The organism is Barnesiella sp. WM24 (assembly GCF_004570975.1).
Classification (GTDB): Bacteria; Bacteroidota; Bacteroidia; order Bacteroidales; family Muribaculaceae; genus Muribaculum.
The window spans coordinates 168,878-194,884 of record NZ_SPPC01000006.1 but is presented as its reverse complement, the minus strand read 5'-3'; the positions used below and the strand labels follow the sequence as shown (position 1 = coordinate 194,884).

General features: G+C 45.6%; 27 protein-coding genes. 17 read left to right on the top strand and 10 right to left on the bottom strand.

The window, feature by feature from the left end; all coding sequences use genetic code 11:
* Positions 1–11 precede the first annotated feature (11 nt).
* The gene (gene serS, locus E4T81_RS08230) at positions 12–1,283 is read left to right on the top strand and encodes a serine--tRNA ligase (protein WP_135043283.1); all 1,272 of its coding nucleotides are present in this window, start codon (positions 12–14) and stop codon (positions 1,281–1,283) included.
* Between the two features lie 141 nt (positions 1,284–1,424).
* On the opposite strand, the gene E4T81_RS08225 is transcribed toward serS, so the two are convergent.
* On the bottom strand, positions 1,425–1,844 hold the full coding sequence (locus E4T81_RS08225; protein ID WP_135043281.1) for a PH domain-containing protein: 420 nt from the start codon (positions 1,842–1,844) through the stop codon (positions 1,425–1,427).
* Between the two features lie 313 nt (positions 1,845–2,157).
* Positions 2,158–4,176 carry a hypothetical protein gene (locus E4T81_RS08220; protein ID WP_245207044.1) on the bottom strand — a complete coding sequence of 673 codons (2,019 nt, stop codon included), beginning with the start codon at positions 4,174–4,176 and terminating at the stop codon, positions 2,158–2,160.
* 166 nt (positions 4,177–4,342) lie between these two features.
* Here E4T81_RS08220 and E4T81_RS15615 point away from each other — a divergent pair, with 166 nt between their 5' ends.
* Positions 4,343–4,486, top strand: a complete 144-nt coding sequence (locus E4T81_RS15615; protein WP_167761799.1) for a hypothetical protein — start codon at positions 4,343–4,345, stop codon at positions 4,484–4,486.
* Positions 4,487–4,503: 17 nt separating this feature from the next.
* Here E4T81_RS15615 and E4T81_RS15610 read toward each other — a convergent pair whose 3' ends face one another.
* Positions 4,504–4,671, bottom strand: coding sequence for a hypothetical protein (locus E4T81_RS15610; RefSeq protein WP_167761797.1), 168 nt, complete (start codon positions 4,669–4,671; stop codon positions 4,504–4,506).
* Positions 4,672–4,933: 262 nt separating this feature from the next.
* Here E4T81_RS15610 and E4T81_RS08215 point away from each other — a divergent pair, with 262 nt between their 5' ends.
* The 3 genes from E4T81_RS08215 (at position 4,934) to E4T81_RS08205 (ending at position 8,149) form a co-directional block, all read left to right on the top strand.
* Positions 4,934–6,550: an RNA polymerase sigma factor gene (locus E4T81_RS08215; RefSeq protein WP_135043278.1), complete on the top strand. Its 1,617-nt coding sequence runs from the start codon at positions 4,934–4,936 to the stop codon at positions 6,548–6,550.
* A gap of 64 nt (positions 6,551–6,614) precedes the next feature.
* Complete coding sequence (locus E4T81_RS08210) at positions 6,615–7,079, top strand: radical SAM-associated putative lipoprotein (RefSeq protein WP_135043275.1); 465 nt, start codon at positions 6,615–6,617, stop codon at positions 7,077–7,079.
* 2 nt (positions 7,080–7,081) lie between these two features.
* Positions 7,082–8,149: a TIGR04133 family radical SAM/SPASM protein gene (locus E4T81_RS08205; protein WP_135043272.1), complete on the top strand. Its 1,068-nt coding sequence runs from the start codon at positions 7,082–7,084 to the stop codon at positions 8,147–8,149.
* On the opposite strand, the gene E4T81_RS08200 is transcribed toward E4T81_RS08205, so the two are convergent.
* The 4 genes from E4T81_RS08200 to E4T81_RS08185 form a co-directional block, all read right to left on the bottom strand.
* Positions 8,143–8,625 carry a hypothetical protein gene (locus E4T81_RS08200; RefSeq protein WP_135043269.1) on the bottom strand — a complete coding sequence of 161 codons (483 nt, stop codon included), beginning with the start codon at positions 8,623–8,625 and terminating at the stop codon, positions 8,143–8,145. The genes E4T81_RS08205 and E4T81_RS08200 overlap by 7 nt on opposite strands.
* 166 nt (positions 8,626–8,791) lie before the next feature.
* On the bottom strand, positions 8,792–10,351 hold the full coding sequence (locus tag E4T81_RS08195) for an Eco57I restriction-modification methylase domain-containing protein (protein WP_135043266.1): 1,560 nt from the start codon (positions 10,349–10,351) through the stop codon (positions 8,792–8,794).
* Positions 10,345–11,118: a hypothetical protein gene (locus E4T81_RS08190; protein WP_135043263.1), complete on the bottom strand. Its 774-nt coding sequence runs from the start codon at positions 11,116–11,118 to the stop codon at positions 10,345–10,347. The genes E4T81_RS08195 and E4T81_RS08190 overlap by 7 nt, the downstream gene beginning before the upstream one ends.
* Positions 11,119–11,370: 252 nt before the next feature.
* Positions 11,371–13,032: a putative transporter gene (locus tag E4T81_RS08185; RefSeq protein WP_135043261.1), complete on the bottom strand. Its 1,662-nt coding sequence runs from the start codon at positions 13,030–13,032 to the stop codon at positions 11,371–11,373.
* An 877-nt stretch (positions 13,033–13,909) separates the two neighbouring features.
* On the opposite strand from E4T81_RS08185, the gene E4T81_RS08175 reads away from it, so the two are divergent.
* Positions 13,910–14,218, top strand: a complete 309-nt coding sequence (locus E4T81_RS08175) for a DNA-binding protein (protein ID WP_135043255.1) — start codon at positions 13,910–13,912, stop codon at positions 14,216–14,218.
* Between the two features lie 99 nt (positions 14,219–14,317).
* On the top strand, positions 14,318–14,944 hold the full coding sequence (locus E4T81_RS08170) for a recombinase family protein (protein WP_135043252.1): 627 nt from the start codon (positions 14,318–14,320) through the stop codon (positions 14,942–14,944).
* 25 nt (positions 14,945–14,969) lie between these two features.
* Here the strand turns inward: E4T81_RS08170 and E4T81_RS08165 are convergent, their stop codons facing one another.
* The 3 genes from E4T81_RS08165 to E4T81_RS08155 form a co-directional block, all read right to left on the bottom strand.
* Positions 14,970–15,632 carry a hypothetical protein gene (locus tag E4T81_RS08165; RefSeq protein ID WP_135043249.1) on the bottom strand — a complete coding sequence of 221 codons (663 nt, stop codon included), beginning with the start codon at positions 15,630–15,632 and terminating at the stop codon, positions 14,970–14,972.
* 83 nt (positions 15,633–15,715) lie between these two features.
* Positions 15,716–16,033 carry a hypothetical protein gene (locus tag E4T81_RS08160; protein ID WP_135043246.1) on the bottom strand — a complete coding sequence of 106 codons (318 nt, stop codon included), beginning with the start codon at positions 16,031–16,033 and terminating at the stop codon, positions 15,716–15,718.
* 8 nt (positions 16,034–16,041) lie between these two features.
* Positions 16,042–16,413 (bottom strand): hypothetical protein, encoded by a 372-nt coding sequence (locus E4T81_RS08155; RefSeq protein WP_135043243.1) that lies wholly within the window; start codon positions 16,411–16,413, stop codon positions 16,042–16,044.
* Between the two features lie 836 nt (positions 16,414–17,249).
* Between E4T81_RS08155 and E4T81_RS08150 the strand changes: the two genes are divergently transcribed.
* From E4T81_RS08150 to E4T81_RS08105, 10 genes are all read left to right on the top strand, one after another.
* Positions 17,250–18,386, top strand: coding sequence for a hypothetical protein (locus E4T81_RS08150; RefSeq protein WP_135043241.1), 1,137 nt, complete (start codon positions 17,250–17,252; stop codon positions 18,384–18,386).
* Positions 18,387–18,480: 94 nt separating this feature from the next.
* Positions 18,481–19,395: a hypothetical protein gene (locus E4T81_RS08145; RefSeq protein WP_135043238.1), complete on the top strand. Its 915-nt coding sequence runs from the start codon at positions 18,481–18,483 to the stop codon at positions 19,393–19,395.
* A 12-nt stretch (positions 19,396–19,407) separates the two neighbouring features.
* Positions 19,408–19,872: a hypothetical protein gene (locus tag E4T81_RS08140; RefSeq protein WP_135043235.1), complete on the top strand. Its 465-nt coding sequence runs from the start codon at positions 19,408–19,410 to the stop codon at positions 19,870–19,872.
* Between the two features lie 10 nt (positions 19,873–19,882).
* Positions 19,883–20,131 (top strand): hypothetical protein, encoded by a 249-nt coding sequence (locus E4T81_RS08135; protein ID WP_167761795.1) that lies wholly within the window; start codon positions 19,883–19,885, stop codon positions 20,129–20,131.
* A gap of 66 nt (positions 20,132–20,197) precedes the next feature.
* Positions 20,198–21,295: a BspA family leucine-rich repeat surface protein gene (locus tag E4T81_RS08130; RefSeq protein WP_245207039.1), complete on the top strand. Its 1,098-nt coding sequence runs from the start codon at positions 20,198–20,200 to the stop codon at positions 21,293–21,295.
* Between the two features lie 262 nt (positions 21,296–21,557).
* Complete coding sequence (locus tag E4T81_RS08125; RefSeq protein ID WP_135043230.1) at positions 21,558–22,094, top strand: BspA family leucine-rich repeat surface protein; 537 nt, start codon at positions 21,558–21,560, stop codon at positions 22,092–22,094.
* A gap of 20 nt (positions 22,095–22,114) precedes the next feature.
* Positions 22,115–23,053, top strand: coding sequence for a hypothetical protein (locus E4T81_RS08120; protein WP_135043228.1), 939 nt, complete (start codon positions 22,115–22,117; stop codon positions 23,051–23,053).
* Positions 23,054–23,237: 184 nt separating this feature from the next.
* Entirely contained in the window at positions 23,238–23,687 is a 450-nt protein-coding gene (locus E4T81_RS08115) for a hypothetical protein (protein ID WP_135043226.1), read from the top strand.
* A gap of 45 nt (positions 23,688–23,732) precedes the next feature.
* Positions 23,733–24,119, top strand: coding sequence for a hypothetical protein (locus E4T81_RS08110; RefSeq protein WP_135043223.1), 387 nt, complete (start codon positions 23,733–23,735; stop codon positions 24,117–24,119).
* Positions 24,106–26,001, top strand: a complete 1,896-nt coding sequence (locus E4T81_RS08105; RefSeq protein ID WP_167761793.1) for a YqiA/YcfP family alpha/beta fold hydrolase — start codon at positions 24,106–24,108, stop codon at positions 25,999–26,001. The genes E4T81_RS08110 and E4T81_RS08105 overlap by 14 nt, the downstream gene beginning before the upstream one ends.
* The last annotated feature ends 6 nt before the right edge of the window (positions 26,002–26,007 follow it).

The following is a 26,007-nucleotide window of genomic DNA, read 5'->3' as shown; positions in this document are numbered from 1 at the left end:
TACATCATCATATGCTTACAATCCAGCAAATAAAGGAAGACCCTCAACGCATCATTGAGCGTCTTGCCGTAAAAGGTTATGACGGAACTGTCACCATTAACAAGATTCTTGAACTTGACGACAACCGACGCAAGACCCAGTTGAGCAACGACACAAAGGCTGCGGAGCTTAACAAGCTCGCCGCCTCGATAGGAAAGCTCATGAAAGAAGGCAACAAGGAAGAAGCCGAAAAAGCCAAGGCAGCGGTAGCAGCCCTTAAAGAAGAGCAGAAGGCAATCGCCGACGAGCTTGCCCGCACTGAGACCGAAATCCGCGACATCCTGCTGACGATACCCAACGTGCCCTGCGACATGGTGCCCGAAGGAAAGACTGCCGAAGACAACGTAGTGGAAAAAACTGGCGGCAACATGCCTGACCTCGGCGATGACGCGCTACCCCACTGGGAACTCGCGAAAAAATACAATATCATTGATTTTGACCTCGGCGTGAAGATTACAGGTGCGGGATTTCCCGTATATCTCGGCAAAGGCGCTCGCCTACAGCGCGCCCTCATCCAGTTCTTCCTTGACGAGGCAGGAAAGGCGGGTTATCTCGAGGTACAGCCCCCCTATGTCGTGAACGAGGCTTCAGGCTACGGGACAGGTCAGCTCCCCGACAAAGAGGGACAGATGTATTATGTCAGCGAAGACAATCTTTACCTAATCCCCACAGCCGAAGTACCGGTCACCAACATCTACCGCGACGTGATACTTAGCGACGACCGCCTGCCGGTGAAGAACTGTGCTTATTCCGCATGTTTCCGCCGCGAAGCCGGAAGCTACGGAAAGGATGTGCGCGGACTCAACCGCCTTCACCAGTTTGACAAGGTGGAGATTGTGCGCATCGAAAAGCCAGAAAACTCCTATGCCGCACTTGAAGAGATGAAAGACCACGTGCAGGGACTGCTCGACAAGCTCGGACTCCCCTGGCACATACTCCGTCTCTGCGGCGGCGACATGTCATTTACATCGGCCATCACCTTTGACTTCGAGGTATTCTCAGCCGCCCAGAAGCGCTGGCTCGAGGTATCGTCAGTGTCCAACTTCGAGACCTACCAGGCCAACCGCCTCAAATGCCGCTATCGTGGAGAAGACAAGAAGACCCGTCTCTGCCACACCCTAAACGGCTCCGCTCTCGCCCTTCCGCGTATCATGGCCGCTATACTTGAAAACAACCAGACACCCGAAGGCATCGTAGTGCCCGAAGTGCTCCGCAAATACACCGGCTTCGACATCATCGACTGATAAATATCGCAGACGATTAACATAAAAGAGGATATGCCAAAATCTTAATTGGCATATCCTCTTTTTCTTATCGGTTTTGAGACGGATATTTCTTGGCTTGAGGCAGTCGAATGCCGGTAGCCTGTCTTAAAAGAAGTCGTTTTATTTGCTATTAAGATACACAATATCGGGATTTATCGCTTGCAGATTTCTGATGAAACCAATTTTGTCTTTAGGCGAAATTATAAGGGGAGTTCTTTGTTGGGCGAAATATATTGCTATTCGATCTAAAGAGGCTGCAGGTGCAGCAAGAATAGAATTAGTGTCCTTTATTTTTCTTATCTGATTTATGTCATAGCTATCGGTTGAGAACATACCACATTTTACAGAGAGAATGTTATTATGAATAGTATAACGAGTATTAAAAATAGAAAAAAGAGCAACAAAAAGAATTAATGCTATAATTGTCACTCCAATCCACGAAAAATCGTATACTAATACAGGTATTATAGGCACTACAGTGAATCCTACAATGACACATATTAGCCAAATTGCAATTTTTGTTTTATAGACTTTTTCCATACTGTTCAATTATAATAACATTTTCTGAAACGATTCTCATAAGTGCATCATCTGCAATCTCAATATCGATTTCAACAGATCTACTTTTGAGATAGCTGGATGGCGCTTTGTTGAACTCTTTTGCAAAGTTAGTAATAATTATTTATACAGCGGTTGTTTATATAGCAAAATAGATACTTATTTGGTGATTTATTTGTCAAATAATAATTAACGGAGACTATCAGACAGTCTCCGTTAATTATCGGTTCATCAGGGCGGGCTTCCACTCGCCCCAGCTATGCGGTTCAAAGGCAGTCACATAACATCTTGACCGTCAAGCTTCCGGGTCGGGGATTATTTCGTAGGTCTTGACTTTGCCGTTGTAGTCAAATTTCACAACAGCTTTGTCATTTGCCGATTTGGGCCGGATAATCTCGATTTTCACATCGGAGTTATCAGCAGCGGCAGTAATCTCCGGAACCGATTTTTCCGATTTGTCAAGAGTGTAGTATGCCTCATAGCGGTCATAACCGGTGTAACCGTTCTGATGTGTCATGCGCACAGGTGTCGAAGGGAGCTCTATCGCCTTTCCGTTAACACATACTTCCACCTTAGGTACACGCGGGAAATCCATTGATGCACCTTTTTTGCTGAAACCAAGCCCTTTGAGCAGACACACAGGCTCTCCAGCCTTACCTTCGGCGACAAGATAAATGGCGTGTTTCCGGTCAAGACGATCAACCGACTCCGATACATCGGCGACAAACTTCGTAACTTCCGATGCCGAGCCTGCCGGCACGATGATTTCGCCTATTTTCTTGCCATTCCAGACGCCATTTGCCACAGGGCCGTCAAGCATGACATTAATCTTAAACTCTTTATCGGTAAGCGGAGTCAAAAACAGATTAAGACAGGTCTTGTCACCTTTCTTTGTGCCTTTAAACGGTTTAAGACCTTTGTCAGCCTTATCAAGACCGCCAAAACCGAAGTATTTGTAACCTACCACGTCATCTCCGTTCATTTTTACAGGCATATCATTGTCCCATATATCCCATGAATCCATCTGTGAGCCAACATTGGTCAGATAGCAGGCATATCCGGCAGAATAGTATTTGAAAGGGTCAAGTCCATATATCTGAAATCCCTCCGAAGTCACTTCCGCGCCTGTATATTCATTTCCATCAGCAGCCCTGACTGTCCATATGCCATCAGGGGCATAGGGGTCATAGCCACGTATCACCACCTTTCCGCCATCGGCAACGGGAGCCTCGTCCCATACAATCGACACCGGTGCAACCATCGCCTGACGCGCAAAGCCAAATCCTCTCGGAGGACGGTGATAGAACACATACCACTGACCGTTGATTTCCTGAAGACTGCCGTGAGTATTGTGGGCGGCATTAGCTCCGATCAGCTTGCTTCCGTCACGGTCAAGCTCCACTCCGCGGGAGTCGACCAGCACGCCTCCGCTGCGCCACGGTCCGAGCGGAGAATCGCCAAAGGCATAACGCAGTGTGGAATTTGTATTGCCGAGACCATATTCAGGGCCGGAATATCCTGAAAAGATCATGACATACTTGTTTCCCACCTTACGTATTGACGATGCCTCAAAAAAGTTGAAGTCGTGGGGATCCTGGTCTTTATGCAATGCAGGATAGACAGTACCCTTAGGCGCACGGATTTTACCGTCGGGTGTACTTGCGGGTATAAAGTAAGGTATCACCTCTGTACCGGGACGCACGGAATACATCGTATTCTGGTCAATCTCTGCGGCAAGCGAACGCTGGAATCCCCAAAAGCCGTAAGCTCGGAATCCCTTGTCAAAATCGGGGTCGGACGGGTCGGTAATCACATCGATATACACCGATGGGTCAAAGCCGAAGACACTGCCCTCAACTGTAGCCGAGCCGTCGGCGGTAAGATTCACCGGAGTAAAAGGTCCGTCGGGGCGGTCACTCTTGCACACCATCGCCTCCCGTCGCGGACCGCGGCTGTGGGGATAAAGGTAATATACCTTCGAACCGTCCTTCTGCGGAATCTCCACGAGATCGGGCGCATACATTATGTCCCATTGCCCGTCTATGCTATAGGTAAAAATCGGTCCTTCATCACGCCAGTCGGTAAGATCTTCGACAGGAGCCGACCACATACGTATATCGGAACCGCAATACTTGTCAAAGCTTGTGTCATGGGAGCCAATGATATAGGCACGGTATTTACCCGGGTTGTCAGGATCCTCAAACACACGTGGCTCTCCGTCGGGGAGATGTTCCCACAATGGAAGATACGGATTGCCTGTCCCGTGTACGGGAACCGACGGTGAAGCAGCACTCCCGGACAAGGGAAAAATCATACTCCCCGCCGTGCAGATAATAGAAAGAGAAAGCCGGTAGATATTCATGTTATAAAGATTGGTTATGTTATTATTTTTCAATATCCAAATTTAGCGACCGGGAGGCTTATCTTCACCATAAATATGTTGCACGAATATGCCCCTCGTGAAACAATGCCCGACGAAAATGTTTCAAATCCCTTTGCCTGTGTCTCATCATTGGCGTAACGGGCTGGAATCGGGCATAAAAACCGCTGTCGCGGTGACAATCCCCATCAACAGGACAGCCACAAAGGAACCGCTATCCTTTGTGGCTGTAATCTTCAAATAAAAGTTGTCAGATGACTTCTATTTGCCAAATTTATCTTTGATAAACTCTTCGGCTTTCTCTTTTACAGTCTCGACCACTTCTTTGCCTTTTTCAGTCTTAATAAACTCAGTCGCCTTTTCAACGACTTCCTTTACTGTCTCATTATCCATAAGGTCAGCAGCCTTATCTTTTAATTCGTCTAACATATTCTTTACTTTTGAGGGGTTATGTACAGTTACAACATCACTCCACGCTCAAGCGTTCATTTCAGCCATTCTGCGACGCGAAAAAATATTGTTATTTAACGTATCGCGCCGCCATCTCCTTCTACGGAAGAGCGGGGCGACAACACCTATTTCACCGAATGAAAAGTAGAAGAGATTTGTCTATTATTATTGCATATTCTCTCTTTTTTAAATAAATTGCGGCAGTCATGCAGTATTTACAGTAGTTTCACATCTCTATATAGTGAGCCTTAATATCAAAATAGACAATAAAAGCCTGATTGAAGAATGTCGCAATGGAAACAAAGAGGCACTCAGCCTCTTTTACACTCGTTTTGCGCCAAAGATGTCGGGTGTCATAAACCGCTATGTCAAAGATAAAAAAGACGCAGAAGACATATTGCACGACGGATTCATTATAGCATACACAAGGCTTGAATCGCTGCGCGACGGCAACCGCGTGGACTACTGGCTTGCAACAATCATGAAAAACCTGTCGCTACAGTTTCTGCAGTCGCAGGATGTCACCGGAATCCTTGAAGATCTGCCTGAAATTGAAGATGCCGCCGACATAGATGATATAATTGACATGGATGTCATCGACTCTCTTGTCAGGAAGCTCCCGACAGGCTATCAGACAGTATTCCGACTCGCAGTGCTTGAAAACAAATCCCATAAAGAGATAGGAAAACTCCTCGGCATCGCCCCAAACTCATCTTCATCCCAGCTATTTCATGCAAAGCTGATGATGAGACGCCTGATCTCTGATTATAAAAAACAGGCAGGACTTCTGTCGGCTCTGTTGCTCGCCATATCTTTCGGCTATTTAATACTGTCAGACAGCAACCGGGACATGCGTAGCGAAACACCTGTCAAAGTATTATCATCCGGCATCAGGAGAGACAATCTGATTACCGGGGGTCAGGCTAATGAAAGCGTCCCGGCAACACCACCGGCGCCGCCCGCAAGCATAGCCCGGCACAAACCGTCAGCCAAGCCATGCGATAAACCGGCTGAGCCATCGGCTGACACGACACAGGAGAATGTGACACTGCCACAAGTGAAGACTCCGGCAGAATACGCCTCTGTTGACACCATGACTGTGACCACGACAGAAGAGCCGGCTCTTTATGCCTACAACAGCAGTTCATATGACATTAAAAGGCATAAAGGCTGGTCGCTTGGCGTAGGGGTGAACACGGGGTTTACGTTCAACAGTCAGGCCGACGGCTCTATATATGATGATGACTTATCCTCTTCAGGACCCGGAGACAATGAAACACCGGAACCGAAACCGGAGACACCCGAGCCAGCAGCTCATAAAGTAAAACCCCGCGACACCCAAAACCATTACAGGGACTACCGCGACGTGGCGCGACACAATGACATGCCTGTAACCGTACAGATAACAGCCGGAAAATCGCTATCGGGAGGCATCAGTGTCGAGACAGGGCTCGCCTATACCTATCTTAAATCTTCTTTTGAAAGCAGCAGCTCAACAAGTGACTGCCGGTGGCATTACATCGGCATACCGATAAAGCTTAATATCAGCATGTTGTCTACCGGCAGGATGAGAATGTATGGCTCTTTAGGCGCGAGAATGGATATTCCGGTATATTCCTCAGCCACCGTCACAACCATAAATGGCAAAGCCGACCTGAGAGACGGCAGATTTGACTCACCGGTCGTGTGGTCACTTACCGCAAGCTGTGGCATTGCGTTTAAAACATCGGGCAGAACTGAAATTTTCGCAGAACCGACGCTGGAGTACCATTTCAAAAACAATTATACCGTGCCCAACTTATGGACCGACAGGTCAACCGGCATCTCCATTCCTGTGGGATTCAGATTTAAATTTTAGACCCCGATGCAGTGATTGTAATAATTTCCTATCATAATTATAAAATCACTTAAATTATGCAATTATGGTCTTAAACAAAAAAATCTCGGCTCTCTTGACTCGCCTGTGTGCGGTAATAGTTTCTCTGCTTGGCTTCAGCTGCTCCGCTGACGAACCAAATGACAAAAACAACACCATATGCATGTATGGCACGCCGACCGGCATCTTTGAGGTGAAAGGCAAAGTCACCGACGAAAACGGCAAACCTGTAGCCAACGCTACAATCAGAGTCAGCAAGGCGGAAAAATCATCAGACACCCATTCATTTATATCGGTAGTAAGCGACACCAATGGCGACTACTCAACCGACAGGGTATATATTTTTCCGGATGACAGAGTGAAAATTGTATGCCTCACGGAAAACAAAACGCTTGAAAATGACTCGGTCATCGTCAACCTCGACTATGTAAAGGAGGATAATAACGACTCGTGGAATCGCGGCATAGCGACAGCCACAGCCAATTTTCAACTGAAGAAAAAAACTGACTGACGATGAAACATCTCGGATTAAAACAGAGACTCGCCCTTGAACTTAATCTCAGGATAAAGCGACAACGCAGGAAAGCGCATGCACTCAGGCAGCTATTCTGGGAATGTACGCAACGATGCAATCTGTCATGCCGCCATTGCGGCAGTGACTGCAAGAGCTCATCGTCAATACCCGACATGCCTGCCGACGATTTTCTGAAGGTCGCCGAATCACTATTGCCACACGTAAATCCTCATCACGTCAACATCGTAATAACAGGAGGCGAACCTCTCATGCGCGACGACATTGAATATGTCGGCAGAAGGCTCTATGACATGGAGTTTCCCTGGGGAATAGTCACCAATGGGATGAAGCTTGACGAAAACCGCCTTGAAAGCCTGAGGAAAGCGGGAATACATAACATCACTATAAGCCTTGACGGGACAGAGAATGCTCACAATTGGATGAGAAACCACCCGTCATCATTTGACAATGCCTGCACGGCGATAAAAATGACTGCCGGGGCGGCTGACCTGAACTTTGATGTGGTGACCTGCGTGAACCATCATTCATTGCCGCTGCTTGGAGAGTTGAAAAAACTCCTGATCGACGCCGCGGTAAAGCGCTGGAGGCTATTCACAATATTCCCTGCGGGAAGAGCGGCGGCATATCCGCAATTTCAACTATCGGCAAGCGAGACATCATCACTCATGAAATTTATTTCCGACACCAGAAAGGAAGGGCTTATACATGCGTCATTTTGCTGTGAGGGATTCCTCGCCGGCTACGAAGGAGAGGTAAGAGACCATTTCTTTGAATGTATCGCCGGGATAAACGTGGGGTCGGTGCTAATCGACGGGAGCATAGGCGCATGCCCGAGTATCCGCGCCGATTACTCGCAAGGCAATATCTATGAGGATGACTTCTGGGATGTGTGGCAAAACCGCTTTCAACCCTATCGCAACAGGCAGTGGATGAAATGTGGCGCCTGCGACAATTGTTCTTACTGGCGTTACTGCGAAGGCAACGGGATGCATCTGCGTGACAGCAATGGCAAACTGATGCACTGTATCGTCAGGGACGATCACTGATGGACATCGACCCATGTCGATAGACGCGACGCAAAGATGTCATATACGACACTGACCTCGTTGCGCTCTATCTTGCGGAGCCTGTCGGCCCACACGTTTATATCCACCGGAAACAGCGAACGCTTGCTGCTACGGCTCAGCAGCCTTAGACGCAGGGCAAAATCATTAATTATATCCACGATGTCCTGACTCTTATATTCACCGACCTGACGTTTACGCAATATCAATATCGCGTCAAAGCCGTTGGGAAATATGACAAACGCGGGCATGGCAATCATCGGAAAATGAAGGTGGGCATTTTCGAGCATCCTCTTCAAGACCTTCCCGGAAACGGTCAAATTCATGACGCCGTCCTCAATGTCACCGAAATCATTTTTCTCAAGAACTGTCTTCATAGTCACCCAGAACACACCGTTGAAGTTGTTCCAGGATAGTGTGATGTCTTCATGCCGCAAACGAGGAAATCTGCTTATCATTTTTAGCGGTAAGATAGTAGGTTGATTATATGCAAATGTATTACAATCCGTTTAATTAACCAAACATTTCATAAATAATCCACCCATTTTTAACACAAAACAGTCAATAACCGCCCATACCGTCATCCCCGGAATCAAAATCCGCAGCCGTCACCTCACAAGACTCTTACAATCCGGGCAAAGCGAGTTGCCTTACCGGCGCCTTCTTTTTAGACTTTGACCTAATCGTTTCGGCTCGATAAATGCCATTGAATATACCATCCAACTCCGCTTTCAGCGCATCAATCTTACCATTGCCACTTTTCAAGCTCCCGATTATTTCGTCTACAATATTATCGACACGCTGCTTCACCTCATCGTCCGGAATTATAAACGGAATCTTCTTGATATAATTGGCAGAGTTATTTGTCGACGGATTTATCGCGTTGATAATCTCGGTGCAGACTTCTGTATTGAAAAACGCCAACAAATATTTAAGCAACTTTATATCTTTAGGGAAAACACCGACTATAGATTGGTCAAACAAACGACATTCCATTAACGCAGCCGTCATTTTAGAAGATCGTATCATAGGAATCGCAATCCCTTCTTTAAAATAATAATCAGAATTCTGGAACCGGCATTTTTTACTTAACCGGTATTCGCCTACAGATTTTTCCGACCAGTCCATAAACCATAGGGTTGGCTTGATATATTCGATGTTCCCTCCTTTTACGATAGGAATGAGGTTATCTTTAGCAGAGATGCCGTCTCTTTTCTCAATGTCACTGAGAGGATGCCGCCTGACACTTAACGGAGACGCGCAGGTGTATTTCTTCGCATTTTTAATTTCATGATTTACAGGATGTAGATATTTTTTATCCTCACCTGAATAAAAACCTGTGACACAATCAGCAATATCTCCTATTTTAAGAATAGACCTGCTATTTATAAGTTCAATCAAGGATGAAGATTTAAACATAAATGCAGAAGACACGTTGTTTAGCACCTCTCCTTGATTTATTGTGGTGGCACCGGGTCCTTTCTGTTTCACAAGTTCGCTAACATCCCTGAAGTCGGAGCGTACAACTATATTATTTTTCAGGTTTTCAGTAATATTACTGCATTTTTCAAGAGTAATGATACACAGATTGGCATATCCAAACTTTATACCCGGAAAAAATGAAGAAGGAAACATGGACAATTCCAAAATTTTAGCATTTGTCAAAATAAACTTCCTTAGACTCTCATGCCGGTGTAGAGAAAGGAAGGTGTCAGGAAGGATGAAACATAATCTACCTCCCTCTTTAAGGCTCCTTGTACATAAATACAGAAAAAGTGTATAACTCTCCTTCGTATAAAGGTTAGGATACAGTATGTTCAGCAGATTTTTTTTGTCCTTGTCATTTCTGGCACCATATGGTGGATTGCCTATGATTTTATCATAGGTTTTGCAGCAATTGATAACGGCTTCATCCAACAGCGTGTCAGTGTGCTTTACAAAAATATTATTGCAATGCTTGTATTTTTCTTTCAGCAGGTCAACACTCAATGGATTCAACTCAAGCACATCAATGGAGACTCCATTGCCCATCTGCCTGATTTTGTCAACAAAAACACCATCACCTCCACATGGCTCCAATATGCTTTCACAAGGTTGCAAATTAAGCATACTTACCATATAATCGACTATATAGTCGGATTTAGTATAATATGCCTGATATTTCAAAAACTCGCTTGTTACCATATCAAATATTTTTCCAAGTCATGGCTCTTAATTGTCGCCTTCATCAAATCGGAGAAATCACCCATCCAGTCAACATTGTTGACAATCCATCGGCGAATATCATAACCGGTAAATTCTTTAATCTTACCATAAGTGTCATCTCCGGTATAGGTATCCCACACTCCTGAGGACTGCAATGTGGCAAGATAATGATTATTCTCAGAAGAACGTACAAAAATAAGGCATCTATACTTCTCTGTCTCTATGCTGTCATATATGCTTCCGACAAGAAGCAGTCTATTTGTATTGCCTTTTTCATTAGAGCCAAATCCGCTTTTAAAGTCAACTATATACCTTATGCCATCTTTTAGAAAATGCAGGTCACATTCAAGCTTAATCTCTCCCGATGTCACAAGACACCAAACCTTATCGTAATATTTAGCCAATTGAGATTTCTCCTCCTCCTTAATTGCGAGCCTGCTGATATATAGTGATATTTCATCCGTAAGCTGTCGTTTCACTTCCGAGAACAAGGGAGGAAGAAATGATGAAATACCAGTCAACGGATATCTAAAACACAACTTACAGAAAGGCTCCCACAATTCTCCTATTCTTCTGGAAAAAGACATGTATTCATATTCCCATACAGAATTGCGCACTTCGAGCATTACCACATCGTTAGTGTAGTATATCATGAGGGCACATTCCAATAACTCCTCATTGCCCCACTTTTCAGATTTCGCTTTCTCTTCAAGAATTGCAAGCAGATTATCGCGACTATCTATCATAGCCCGGTTTAAGGCTGATGTCTTCTTCTTATAGTCGTTAATTGAATATTCCAGTTCTAACTCCGCGACAATTTCTTGAGACCGTCCTCTAAAGTACGACAATAAATCTTGTTTTCTGCATCTTATGTTTCTGTCAATTTCCATTCCGCGACTCTTGTTTATCAGATACAAAGATATTCATTCGTTAAGTATTCTACAAATTTGCCGGAATAATACAATCGACAAATTTAAAAGAGATAAACAATAGTCCGGTCAGGCAAAGCAGATGACAAGCAGCTGGACAATGACCACGCGGGCAAACATCGATAGCGGATAGGTGGTGGCATAAGCCACAGGGGCATTGTCGCCCGGGGTGGTTTCATTGGCATAGGTCATTGACATGGGGTTTGCCATCGCGCCGCTGACCAGTCCCGCCGCAGTGCCGAAGTCAAGATGCCACCATCTCATCGAAACGACCGTCATGACCAGCGAGGGCAGCAGAGTGATGATAAAGCCGGCAACAATCCATATCAGCCCGTCGGCTCGCATTATCGTGTCGATAAACTTGCCTCCGGCATCAAGCCCGAGACATGCCAGGAAGAGCGAAAGGCCGATTCCGCGCAACATCAGATTGGCGCTGCGTGTCGTGTAGGTAATCATGTGGAAATGCGGGCCGAAACGACCTATGAGTATGCCTACCACTATCGGGCCTCCTGCAAGTCCGAGCTTTACCGGCACAGAGATGCCGGGAATGGTAATGGGTATAGACCCGACGATGAGCGACAGCACCATGCCGATGAATATCGCCGCAAGATTGGGGTCCTTCAGGTCAGTCACGGAATTGCCCACCAAGGCACCCACCTTGTTGATAGCGTCGGGGGTGCCGACGATTGTCAGCCTGTCGCCAAGCTGCAAGACAAGGTCGGGGCGAGCCAGCAGACGCACTCCGGAACGCGACACACGCGATATATTGACCGCATAATGCTTGCGCAGCTTGAGCGAACCAAGCCTGCGCCCGTTAATCTGCGGCTTGCTTATGGCTATCGTGCGCGACACAAGGTTCTTGTCAAGAGTGTCCCAGTTTATATCAGGTTTGTTCCAGTCGCGGTCGCTCTTTTCGCCAAACAGGATTGTAAGACGCCCTACCTCATCTTCAGTCGAAATGGCGAGCACGCGGTCACCGAGACAAAGCACGTCATCGGGACCCGGGATAGAGACGTCGTCGCCATGCCATATACGCGACACGACAAATTTAGTGGCGACAAGCTTGCTGATTTCACTTAGCGTCTTTCCACCGACGGCAGGATTGGTCACATGAAACTCAGCGACAAATGTATTGTCGGACTCCCCTTTATGGCGCGGCTCATAATCAGTCTTCCGGGCCACAAATTTCTTAATGAAGACAAACGCAAGAATCACGCCGACGACACCGAGAGGATAGGTCACCGCACAACTGAGCGCCGCCCCCTCGGCAGAAAGCCCGAGCTGATTAAGTGTCTGCTGGGCGGCTCCGAGCGAAGGCGTGTTTGTCGTGGCGCCACTGAGTATGCCAACCATGTCGGCCATCGGTATGGCAAGTATATAGCTCAACGCTATAGCCGTGGCTGTTCCGGCAAACACAAGCCCGAGCCCGAGCATATTCAGTTTGATCCCGCCGGTGCGGAACGAACTGAAAAATCCGGGGCCCACCTTCAAGCCGAGTTCATAGACAAACAGCATCAGACCGAAATCCTCGGCATACTTCAATATAGCCGGGTCGATGGCAAATCCGAAATGACCCGCCATGATTCCGGTAAAAAACACAAATGTAACGCCAAGCGAGATACCACATATGCGCAACTTACCCAGTCCCAGTCCGATAGCGATGATGACCGAGATTACGCACACTGCCTGTAGTGCCGACTGCTCAAAAAATAAACTCTCAAACCAATTCACGCTGCAAAATTACACATTATCCCTCTTAAATAGTCAAATCATGTGCATAAAAAATAGCGTATCATCCACCTGACGACACGCAACATCTTTTTTTCAATGTACGCCTTGATTAGCCTCGCGGCATGCCGCTTTGCCGAGCCTCTATCCATCAGAGCCGCCGCCCGGGCGTTGACTCGAATGATATAAGTTAACCTTTTTTCTCGGTATTAGCTGTTAATCCTGCGCCCAAAAAACACAGACCGGCAGCGGCAAGGCACGATGCAAATACTCCGCTAATATCGCAGACCCAATACAACAGAGCCGCCGCCACAATAAGACCTCCCGCAGCAAACAGGCTTATACGTTTTATGTTTGACGATTTATCTTTATCCATAACGACATTATAACGCTTGATATTATTTGTTATACAAAAGTAAAACATTTGTATAATACAACAAACCGAAAATTGTTAAATCCTTATTGACCCATCCTTTATCCCGATTGTCTATATTCTTGTAAATGCGCTAATTTTACGCCGGTGTATTCGGCTGTAAAAGGTGGTAAAATGCAAGAAAAAAGAGTTGGGCTGTCGCGTGGTGCGAAGCTCAACTCTTTGGTATTCTATGTGTTAATCCTTTTGTGCAGGCTTAGTATTCCTCCTCGTTGAAGAAAGAACTGACTGTTTTAATAATTGATTATCAGGTGATTGCTGATTTGTTGATAGTTTTACGACAGCGTATTATGCGGTAAAATGCGGTGAAATGCCGACGGCGATAGTTTTCAAGTGAGAGGTTTGAGTGGGTTTATTGTCTGTTATGGTGGTTGACCGGTGAAATTTATGTAGACAATAGCGGGATTTCAGTATATAACTTACAAAACCCCATCTCAATGTGTGTAGATGTCAACGAATAACCCCGAACCGATCAACGACAACTTGATTACCACCCTTATAAAAGAAATAAAGAGCCTGAGAGCTGAGCTCAATGACCTCAGGAGCGGACTGGAAACTACTAAAATCCAGCTTAATCCCAAGGCTCTTTATAATAATAAGGAGATACGGTTGCTGCTTGGTGTCGATGAACGTCTTGTGAAAAAATACCGTGATAACGGACTGTTGTCATATATCCGTGAAAGTGACAAGTATTGGTACTTAGGCTCGGATGTGATAACATTTCTTAACCGGAGCCGTTATGAGGCTTTTGCCTAAGCCGGCAGAATCCGGTATTTTTTAGCTTAACGAAAAACTGACACATCGTTTTAATCTTGTAAATTCGCTTGATACGAACAGGATTAAAACGATGTGTCAATGTGTAAAGTAGTAATATTCACACGTGTGTCAACACGCATACAGGACAACCAGCGTCAGGTCAACGACCTCAATGAGATTGCCGGGCGACGGGGCTGGAATGTCGAGAAAGTGTTCTGTGAACAGATCAGCGGAGCTACCTCAAACAAAAACAGGGGCGAACTGGTTGCTATGCTTGATTATATCTCGGTCAACCATATAGAAAAAGTAATGGTAACTGAGTTAAGCCGTCTGGGACGCGATACCGTACAGGTGCTTGAAGTAATCGAGCGATTGAATGAATCCGGAGTGTCGCTTTATATTGACAACTATAATATCGAGACTCTGACTTCTGAGGGCAAAATAAACGCTATGAGTCAGTTTATGGTCACGATACTTGCCGAAGTGGCGAGAATGGAGCGACGTACAATCAGGGAACGCATGGAGAGCGGGTATGTCAATTACATAAATGCCGGCGGTCGTGTGGGCCGAAAACCCGGCTACCACAAAACCGCCGACATAATGCAAGTGGAATATACCGAAGAGCTACGACTTTTGCGAAAGGGTATCAGTCTGCGAAATGTAAGTAAGCTGACCGGCACCTCTGTCAACACTCTTCGGAAGTGCCGGTCCTTGCTACTACTATAGGGAATGTATCAATGTATGTAGTCGGTCAATATGTACGGGCCTCTTCTTGTAAATTTTGATAGATTTCATGTGCTCGTTTTCTTGCATAAGTGTAATCGCGTAGGCTTTTATATGGTTCGGAGAATCCCATGTTGTCCTTGTAGTACTTTGGAGAAAGTTGTCGGATGTAATATAGTTGCATTGCTATGGCATCAAGTATTCCGCATTCATCCTCCATTGTCCAGCACTCATATTCGTATGTTTTGCACAGAACCTCATGGTTGGCCCACATATAAGCTGCCATCTGCTTCTCATCAATGACATCTACATCCGTGGGGAGATAGGTGGCCATTTCTTTGGGTGTAGAGTTGAAGCAACATACTGTCATGGGAGATGATTCCTCGTAGTCTTCGTCAGGATCTTCATCATCGCAGTCTTCCTCCTCATAGTCTTCGTTATACTCAATGGTATAAGAGACGGATTCGTAATAGAGCTTGCCGGAGTCCTCTAAGATGTAGGCCCATTGATTGCCTGTGGCATCCTGCATTTCGCTCATTGCATTAAGAATGCTTGTTTTTTCTTGAGTCATGATATTTTCTGTTTTTGTTGTTGTGTTCATAATGGACGTTGATTTTGAATCAGCTTTATTGCTGAGCTCTTCCGTTTGGTTATAGGAAAAATTTGTGGAATTGTTTAATTGATTGGTCATATTTTTGATATTAGAGTTTTGAAATTTTTGTTTCAGTGGATTGAATCTCCCTCTCTGGTTGTGAGAGGGAGAGACGAATGGCTTTAGAACAGTGCCTCCGGCAGTCCATATTGGCTTAGGATATATTCATAATGATCACCGTAGCCGGTTCGGAATATGTGCATCTCAGGAGAAACCTGCTCGTAGAACGGATTCAATTCCTTATCGATGTACACCCTGTACAATATACCGTTGGGACATGCAACGATGATATGAGGGTAACCACCTGTTGCCCATGAGTCGCGATACTGGTATCTTGCCTCATAATAGACATATTCGGAATTAATCAACCAGAGGTTATACATCAGCCACCCAAGATTAGGATGACGATCAAAGATATATTCAGTAGTGATTTTACGCATAATGACTGTCAGAATAATGGTTGGATGTTGACTGATACGACACTCTCGATTTCCTTCAGAGTCTGATAGAAGCATGAACGACCATTGTATTCAACCTCCTCTCGTAGAATCTCGACCGCTTCGTCAAGCAAGCCCTCGTTATAGCTGGGGACAAAGAAGAACTTGCCATCTTTCTCCTTTATGATTCTCATGCGCCCTTCGATGGTCAGCATATACGCGGCGATTCTTTCTTCGCCATTAGTACCCTGTGCATTCTCTTCTGTAGGGAAGAAAAACACATTCTTTTGATTGTTAAGCTCCTCGTCTTTCAGGAAGCTATGCAGACCTTTGCCCTTTGCAAAGATTTGTTGGAGGACGGTAAACTTTAACTGTCGATGCATATGATGCATTTTTTTTGAGTTTGTTTTATTTGCCATATCTGGTTGTTTTTGCGGTTTAAAGAGTCGGCTTCGTTGCCTTCTCTGCCAGTTATATTAGGGATTGAGTAGAAAGTCTAGATTTGGGGTGAAATTTTATTGTTAATTGATGTTAACAGGATGTGGATGTAGATATATTCATATAGCATCCCTCTGGGATGATACCTGGCCAAGATGGCTTTGATTGTATTGCAGATATTCGAGAAGAGGACTGTTTGCAGGGGTTGAGAGATATACTTTTTCATTTTGTTGAATTATGAAGTTTCTATCAATGGTAGATCAACTTGATGAAAAAGTTTATACGAAGATGGCTGTTACTGTAATTTTTTTCTCCTTATTATATTAATTATATCCTCTTTCACTCAAAAACAATATAATACTGATGACACTTTTTGTAAAGTAACAGTGCTTGTCTTCGGAGAGGTTATGTCAAGAGATAATGTTAAAATCACTAATTTTTGGAGTCAAGAACGGATTTAACACTCTGATTCTCAAAACAGCTTGGTCAATCGCAAAATAATGTTTAACTTTGCAGTGTACCGTTAAGGCGGTTCATAGTCAAAACACGAAAGTGTCTTACTGATTCTCATGTGTCTGAAGTGTGGAAGCTTGGAGACCAATGCGAGGAAAAGTGGACACTCTCGCGTCGTACACTCATACGGCGTGGGAGTTTGCACTTATACCCAAGCATTGAAGGCTTCTTCCACCGCCTGGACACATTTGGGATAAGATAGCAGCTTCCACGCTTTCGTCATTTTATCTCTTTCCTCAGGGGAGCGGGAAAGGCTAAACTCAGGCAAATGACCGAGACTAATACCGATAAGTTCCTTGAAGGTTTCCGTCAGTGGTGGTTAAACAAGGGACATTCCAAACGCAGCGCCGACAGCTATTGCTCAGGCATAAGGCGTGTCAACAGGGAATTCTTCCTTCCGATAGTCAATAAAGACCTGTTTGACGGGCTTGTCGACGCTGTGGCAAAAGGGTGTGCGGAGAACTTCCTCACAGCATTGGTCGGCACCATAGGAGAGAAGAGTAGAAACACTACAGACCCGACGGAGAAAAAGCGGCTTCAAGATAATGTGAGCCACCTGAAAAAATTCATTGAATATGTTGTCGCACTTCAGGATGACACTGTTGCTGCCATAGATCATAGTGAGACAGAGCTGCTCGACGACAGCGCTCTTGATTCCGACTTCGAGTTTTTTGACCATGATACACTGGCGGGCATATTCTCTCTTCGTATCAAGACACAAGACCGCATGAGCGCGGGTAAGAATGTTTTCTTCCCCATACGTATTCTTGGGAGTCTTTTCTCAACAGCAGACCGTTACCATCTCGATATGTTTGTCCGCAAGGGTATTCTTGCATCTGACGGGAGTCCTTTGTATCTCAAGAGATGGTATGACAGTTGGGTAAAGAGCATAGTCGGACGAGTAGTATTCCATACAACCAAGGGCGACTATAGGCTTTCTGAACTCGAAGGTCTTCGGATTATGCGGTCTACGGGCAGTGTGTGGATTGTCGACAAGGAGCATTCACGTACTATACCTTTGTTGTCAGAAGGTGAGAACGGCTTGCAGCCTATGAAAGCAAAGTCATTGAAGCAAATCCATCTCGACCATACCGAACGCATGGAGGATCTTCTCATACGTCTCGAACCGGTGCTTACTGTCATGCGTCAGATTACCGACAATATCAAAGCATCTGTGAATGGACAGACTGTAACTGTCAAAGACAAAAGAAGGAATGAGCATAAAATAGAGCTCGATTCCTTCCGTCCCGGAACGCTTACACTCGTCAGCGGATGGTATTGCGACAATGTGGACTGGGACTTCATAGCCCCGCTGCTTTCACTTGTCCGGGTAGAACTCGACTATATCGCCGCTGCCACCCGTCTGACCGCAATGTCATCAACCGACAACCTTAAAAAACACTGAGAACTTTACCCTGTTAGCAATAACAACGCCAAATGACGTTAAATCAGGTTATTGCAAACGGAAAACATTTACATTTGCAAAAATAACAACTACCATGCTTCATTCCAAGAACTTTGCCGACTCAATAAAGGCAATCAAGCAATATGTTGAAGCCGGAGACTATTCCAGGCCTCACATAATCGCTTCAGAGATGTACTATCCAAGGTTAAACCAACTCGTAGGTGAAAATAAGCGTATCCCCGGAGGCAAGGACGAACTTCGACCCTATTCATGGGTCGCTCCATCATATGCCCAACTGCCTGAGATCATGAAATGCGACACAGAGCATTTCTTTATAATACCTATCGGACGCGGGCGTGGAGAAGAACTCAAAGAAGTGCTTTCTCTTCCCATTGCATCAAAAGCTCCGTGGTTTATCTACATCGAGGATTCACTGATTCGTGAATGGGGTAATGATGTTGACTGCGACATCAACTTCTATGACTTTGACCGAGAGGAATGGCTCAACGCAAGTGAGGAAATCAACCCGGCTACAGGCCGACGCAAGATAGACCGGTTCTATCTTGACTTCCTGAAGCAAGCCCCGGATGAATTCATCTCTTTGTACCCACAGGAGGGATCTTTCAGTATGACCCAGAATCAACCTTCAAAGTGGGAAGCTGCGAGCCATAGCCTTATCTCTGGGATAAAGCATATGCTTGAGTCTGCAGTTCGCGCCAATGGTCATAAGGGTAAGTCAGAGGAAATAGCTTCATTGGTGGAGCCTATGTTCCACTCGCTCTTTACTGACGGAGACATTGACTGGAACAAGCTGTCTGATACGCTTGAAGCACTTCCCGAAGATGTATGGAAGACGTCAATTATCCTACCGAATTGCGTAAAGGCAATGGCTGTCGACCTCTCCCGTGTGGACCAGTTCAAGCTGCATGCGATTTATCGACTAAACTGTGTCACTCAAAATGTATATGAGGCTCTCCATGAATATCACGGACTGCCCGCTGCAAAGTAACCGTCGGTAATCATGACAGACCAAAACTATTCAAAGTTTTATCATCACAATGTGGATATGGACGGATGTCCCTTTATCAAGGTTGACAATCCGGTCATAACCATCATTGGGCTTAAAGGCTCAGAGGAGGCTATCGCCTCGGCTTGTGCTTTGGTGACCAAAGAGTGGATAAAAGATTCATTGTCGGAAGATAGTATTGAGTGGGTGCGCCAGTATCATAGCTTGGGATGTTTTACCATCGAACTGCGTACCAACAACTATATCCCTCAGGTGTATGATGGAATCAAGGCCATCGACGGACTGACATCTGTAAAGTATGTGGTATATGACACCGCCTACAGACGCATGATAGCCAACGACAAGTATATGGCTGAGACGATTAATAGCTCTCGGAAGCTAGATTATGACATCGAACTTGATGACGATGACGATTTTTTTCCGATGATTTGTGAGCTATCATTGCCCATCGATGACTGATAATGCGTATATGGTAAAACTACGTCTGCTACTTAACCTGTTGGTGACCATATCGTTTTTGCTATCGCAATGGCTGATACCCCTGTTGGCTATTGCGATGGCAGCGACGGTGATGCATACGCTGTGGATTAAGATTGCGCTGTGTGTGGTCGCAGCATTGTGGCTCTGTGCCTTCCGTCCGTGGAAAATCTTCTCCGACGACCGTTTCCCCGACTTCATCGCCACCGTGAAGCTCGCCATCACAAAGCTGCTGACGTGACGAGAAATCAAGAAAAGAGGTTTATCCTTTGTAATAAACATTTTATAACAATTAAAATCAAAAATAATGGCAGACTGGAGTTATTGTGAATATCGCATAGCCGGCGAACCGGAAGAGCTTGACCGCTTGTTCGGAATCATGCAGAAGGTTGAGAATGCCGAAGGTGGACCATGGCTATGTGACCTAATGACCGAGATTAACCGCGAGGAGGCTGAAGATGGAAGAGGTCAATGGTCGGAGCTTAAACGTGAGGAAGATTGTATATCTTTCGTGTTTGAAGGAGCCGGGAGAACCTACATTGAAGAATGGGATGAAGTATGTGACAACTTCGAGACACTTTGCCCCTACTTTAAAGGTGAATTATGGGCATATGAACTTGCTCAGAAGAGAGAGAACCCGGAAAAAGGCTGGTTTCCCGACAAGTATTATCTTGATATGCGCTATTCAGAAGACGAGGATGATGAAGCGGGTAGTTTCAGAACCATCGAAGATGTCTATAAGCGTATTGAAGAACTGACAGGGACAAAAATTTCCTCTGAGGAAGACGTTGAAGCCCTGCGCTCTGCTCTGAAAGAGAAAAATGACGATACATTCATCCTCATATATGAGATTGAGGAAATACCTCGTGGTGGATCAAGTTCTCATACGCTATTCCCATGGGGTGATATGTCTGATTGGGAGATAGAAGAAGTGGATGATGATGATATTCCCGAGGAGACATCTGAAATGACGAGTATGCAATCGATGTTTCTTTTGAGAGGAGAAACCACACTTGACCTCAGCTCTTTTGATACATCAAAAGTAGTTAATATGTCGCTTATGTTTGGTTATTGTTCGGATCTGACCACACTTGACCTCAGCTCTTTTGATACATCAAAAGTAGTTAATATGTCTGGAATGTTTGAGGGGTGTTCGGCTCTGAGTACACTTAATCTCAGTTCGTTTGACACGTCGAATGTAACGAACATGAGAGAAATGTTTAGCGACTGTACAGAGCTGACTACACTTGACCTCAGCTCGTTTGATACATCGAAAGTAACGGATATGGAGGCCATGTTCGTCGGCTGCGATAGTCTCAAGACCGTGATTATGAGAAACTGTTCAGCAGCGACTATCAAGAAAATCAAGTCTAAGTTACCGGAAGGTGTGGAAATCATTCAATGACGCAGTTAGGAGAGCGGTAGCATTCAGTCAGGAAGACTAAACTACCGCTCTCTTTATTTTTTACTCTGCTCCTGAAAGTCGTAGGTTGATTTGTCAAGAAATTGAGTTAAAAACAGCAGTCATATAGTGTCAAGAAATGATTTAACTATCACTGTATCCGCTTATTGGCTATCTTTGCATATGTGTAACTGATTCACTCAGTCTGCTATCATATTATAATACTCAACAATCTCTCAAAACAATATAATACTGACGACACAAAATGGAAATTCCCGATAAAACCGACATGGGCTATATGTGTTCACATGCGAATCTTTGCGATATGGAGACGCTTGACATTAGCTCTCTCGATACTTCAGAGGTGATTAGAATGAGCTATATGTTTGGATTCTGTGAGAAACTGACCTCGATTGATTTAAGCAGGTTAGACACCTCAAAGGCGGAAAGCATGCGCGGAATGTTCATTGACTGTCATGCGCTGACGGCTCTTGATTTAAGCGCGTTTGATACCTCGAATGTCGAGGATATGAGTGAGATGTTTCTGCGTTGTAACGGGCTGACTTCGCTTGATTTGAGCAATTTCGACACATCAAAGGTGGAATCGATGTTTGGAATGTTTGCGGATTGCAGCGAGCTGGTTACACTGAATATCAGTTCGTTTGACGCGTCCAATGCTGACGTGGGCAAAATGTTCTACGGTTGCCGTAGCCTCAAGACCGTAATCATGAAAAACTGTTCGGACGAGACCGTAGAGAAAATCAAGGCCGAGTTACCGGAAGGAGTGGAGATAATACTCTAATACCACTAAACTATAAGACTATGACGAACAAGGAAATGAAGACCCGGCTTGCGGATATGGCCGGACAAATATCGACTATTGAAGAGGAACGCAGGGAGTTTGTATGGACTGAATGTGTCCCGGCAATCATATCCCGTATGAAGGAGAAGGGAAAAAGCACTCTATACCTTCGGGAAGCAGAGCGAAACGAATTCTTTGAGCTCGGTGATCTCTGGGGGCATTTCAAGGGTGCCTTCTATGCAGCCAAAGAACTGCGTCTTGACGACGATAAGCTTATGCTTGAATACAGTATGGTCAGCTATAGTCAATCGACCTATAATATAGACCCGTTATATTATAATAGATTTCCGCATTATTATAGCGATGGTAACGAGGATGGCATGGTGGCTGAAGTTGACCGCGAGATTTCCGATGCCATACTCGTAGGCATAATCGATAAATTGCTTGGCGATGAAATCTATAAAATAGGGTTTCACGGACGTGTCGAGGATGATTTAATGCTGAATTATACCATCGATAGCGATGAGTTCAATATAGAAGGGTTTACTTATTTCCCTGCCAAGGATATTCGTTTTGCATGGAATATGGAACGGCTTGACAAGACTGTGACACATCTGCCATTCGACATATATGTCAATACATGTCGAGAGACCGACCATCCGCTGGCACTTTTCATACCTGACGAATACCACGACCCGTTAAGATATTTTGCAGTAGTAATTTACGATGGCGGCTCTGTCGGATTTCCTGACGATAAACTGTTAAGGTTCATGCACCATATAGAGCCGAGAGATCTTTCAAATGTGCTTAGATTTGCCAGCCATTATAAAGACATGTTGATACAACTGTCAAAGAGTGAGGGTGAGATTTCAGTTTGGAAACTTAATTCTGACGCCTTTCTGCTCAACAAGACACCGATTGACAAATCATATCTCTTAAAAGAGGAAGATGATGACTGATTCTTGATAATTGTCAAGAAATTGAGTTAAAAACATCGGTCTTGCAGTGTCAAGAAACGATTTAACTACCACTGTATCCGCTTATTGGCTATCTTTGCATGTGTGTGACTGATTCGCTCAGTCTCATATTATATTATAATATACTCAACAATCTCTCAAAACAATATAATACTGACGACACAAAATGAAAACAACGAGTTTTATAGCTGAAGGAATGAGCACCCCGGAAGAGGTAAAGCAGGCGTTATGCGGAGAGATTCCGTCAGGACACCGACTGATTGCCCTGGACTATGAGCAGGATGTAAAGCTATTGGCGGAAGAGCCTTTGGGTTTCCTTTCCAGAATCTACTCCGGAGATTCCATTGACGATGTTGTCAGACAGTTAAGAGAGCTGGTAGTGAATTATAAGCTGTGGGGCTACAGGCGTGTGGTATTCCGTCTAGTCTGTCGACCGGACAGCGGAGTGACAGCCGGGCAACTTGACTCTTTGTCTACTCGTTTCTCTCGTCTGCCACAGGTGCTTGATGTGTGTTGCGGAATGGATGTCTGCGAGACGCAAACGGAGAATGTACGCCTCCTGCTGCTGGCTTCAACGTCGTGCTATTATCCTTCGTTTCGTAAACATGCCTACTGACTGTTGGAACACTCCGGGGAGATACTTGCCCACCGCTCATTGTATATGGCTGCAATCGGTGACTATATGTTCTGCTCTTCGACGCGCAGTCTGCCAAGGTTGGGAGGCCTTATTGAATGGTGGTCGCGACACCCCGATCTGGCTCGTGATCCCAAGGGCAACCTTTTACTCTACGTCCACAACTACGGAACTCGGAAAGCCGACATCCTGACTCCTGACGGGAGGTGGGTAATAGGTCGGGAGTTGCCTGAGTTGCAATGGGGTAGAGTACTTTGGGGGGATCTTACGCATGGAGAGTATAACTGGAACGAATCTCTCAATGAGAGTATCATGAAATACTCACAAATGGATGCCGAAGGAGCCTGTTCGATTGAGGAGGTAATAATCAGGCTCGGACTTGACAACAAACAAAATGACTATGAAGATGAATGATATTGTAGAAAACATAAGCGATACACTCCCCGTGATGATGTATCTCCACGGGTTTATGTCGGGAGCCAACGGAGCCAAGCAGCGACAGTTGCAACGTCAGTTCAAGGGTCGCTACCGGGTGATTGCCCCTGAGCTGGACGCTGACCCCGACAGCTCTCTGGAGGTAATCAACCGCGCCATACGCGAGGAACACCCGGAAATAATCATAGGCACTTCGCTGGGCGGATTTATGGCTCTTGAATGTGAGTCGGGCGATGCCGATGTGGTCATCGTCAACCCCTGTCTTTTCCCGAAGTCACAGTTGGCCCAATGGGTCGGTGAGGAGCACACATACTTCTGCAAGCGTCTCGACGGCGTTCAGACCTATACTCTGACACAGGCTACTCTCGACAAATATGAGCGTTATGACGCCGTGCAGTCAGTGCGTGACAACTCTCCGCGTGTCTCCGCCCTGTGTTCGACAACCGATGACCTGCTTGGCGACTCTCATGTAAAAGCCCTGACAGGTCTGGTGTGGGACAGCTATTTCAAGGTGGTGGACGATTTCGGACACCAGTGCAAGGATGCCAGCATGACACACCTCTACGACCTTCTTGAACTCGTCATCGACCGCCGTCGGAGAATGGGTGGCTCACCGATGTCATTCAGTGATTTTGAAGAGATGGTACGCACCCGTCCGCAACCCGAAGTTCCCGGATTCTACCGTCTGACAGTGCGTTCGTATGAACCTGACCAAATGGATTTGAAGCGTGTGTATGTCAACCGGCAAACCGCGGAAGAGGCAGCCTGTGACCCGATGTCATTCCGTCTGGTAAGACGCAACGGTGATGTTGCAGTACGCATGATGCCGAGTGACCGCAATGTAAAGGTATTCAACCCTGACAGCGCGGATTATGCTACATTTCATGAGGCTGCGGAGGCAATGAACGGTCTGGTCGGAAGTAAAGGTATTCTTGATTTCGAGATAAGACATTATCCCTTCGGTATAATGTCGCAGACTCATCGGTATGTGGAATCGTGGATGTATGACTTCCGCGGCTCCCTGATTCAGAAGTCAACCTGTTCACCTGTCCATAACAGACAGCCGGGGATATATGGAAATTTCTTCGGTCATTTACCTGACAGTCTCCCTTATAGGAAGGGTGACATTGTAATTGTGTTTGAACCGTCTCCGAATAGTAACCGTACATACGCCATGATGGGTGTGATCGCCGAAGAGCCACACACGGTCAAAAAAGGTTACGAATATTACCGTAGGGTGGTAAAGCGTCGCGAGCGTGACGGACTACCTGTGAGTGACTGGCTTGACGAAGAGAATTATCCGGGTTATGAGAATGACCGCTATCTGGTTCAGACAGGCTTTTATAATGAAAGCATGAACACTCTGTCCTATCGTCATCCGATGGAAATTTTCCCGGTGAAGTTTCCGGTAGGCTATGCTATGGTTGATCTGATGATGCAATGGCACTCTCAATATTGCGAACTTAAAAATAAAGACGAGCATCTTCATGAACGCATAGCGAGGACTCTGGAAAATGAACATCGTAATCGGGTGTATGGCATGGGGCGACGGACACAGGCATGTTTCGGTATACGTTTCCACATCGCCAAGAGACATCTGTTTGAACATATCGACGAGATTCTTGCCGATCCGGCCCAGCGTTCCACTCCGTTACCGATAGCCTACCATCATACAGGAGACAAAAAGGTGATGCTTGGAGCTTACCTGACATGGTGGCGTGATAACGGTTACGCCCCTGACGAGTGTGACAAAGAAGAATGGAACGCATTTCTGGAGTATAACAACACTTTCAATGTCAGTGATACAAATCTTCAGATCATTGATATAATCAACATGTACACTCAGGAAAACTCGGTATAATTATAG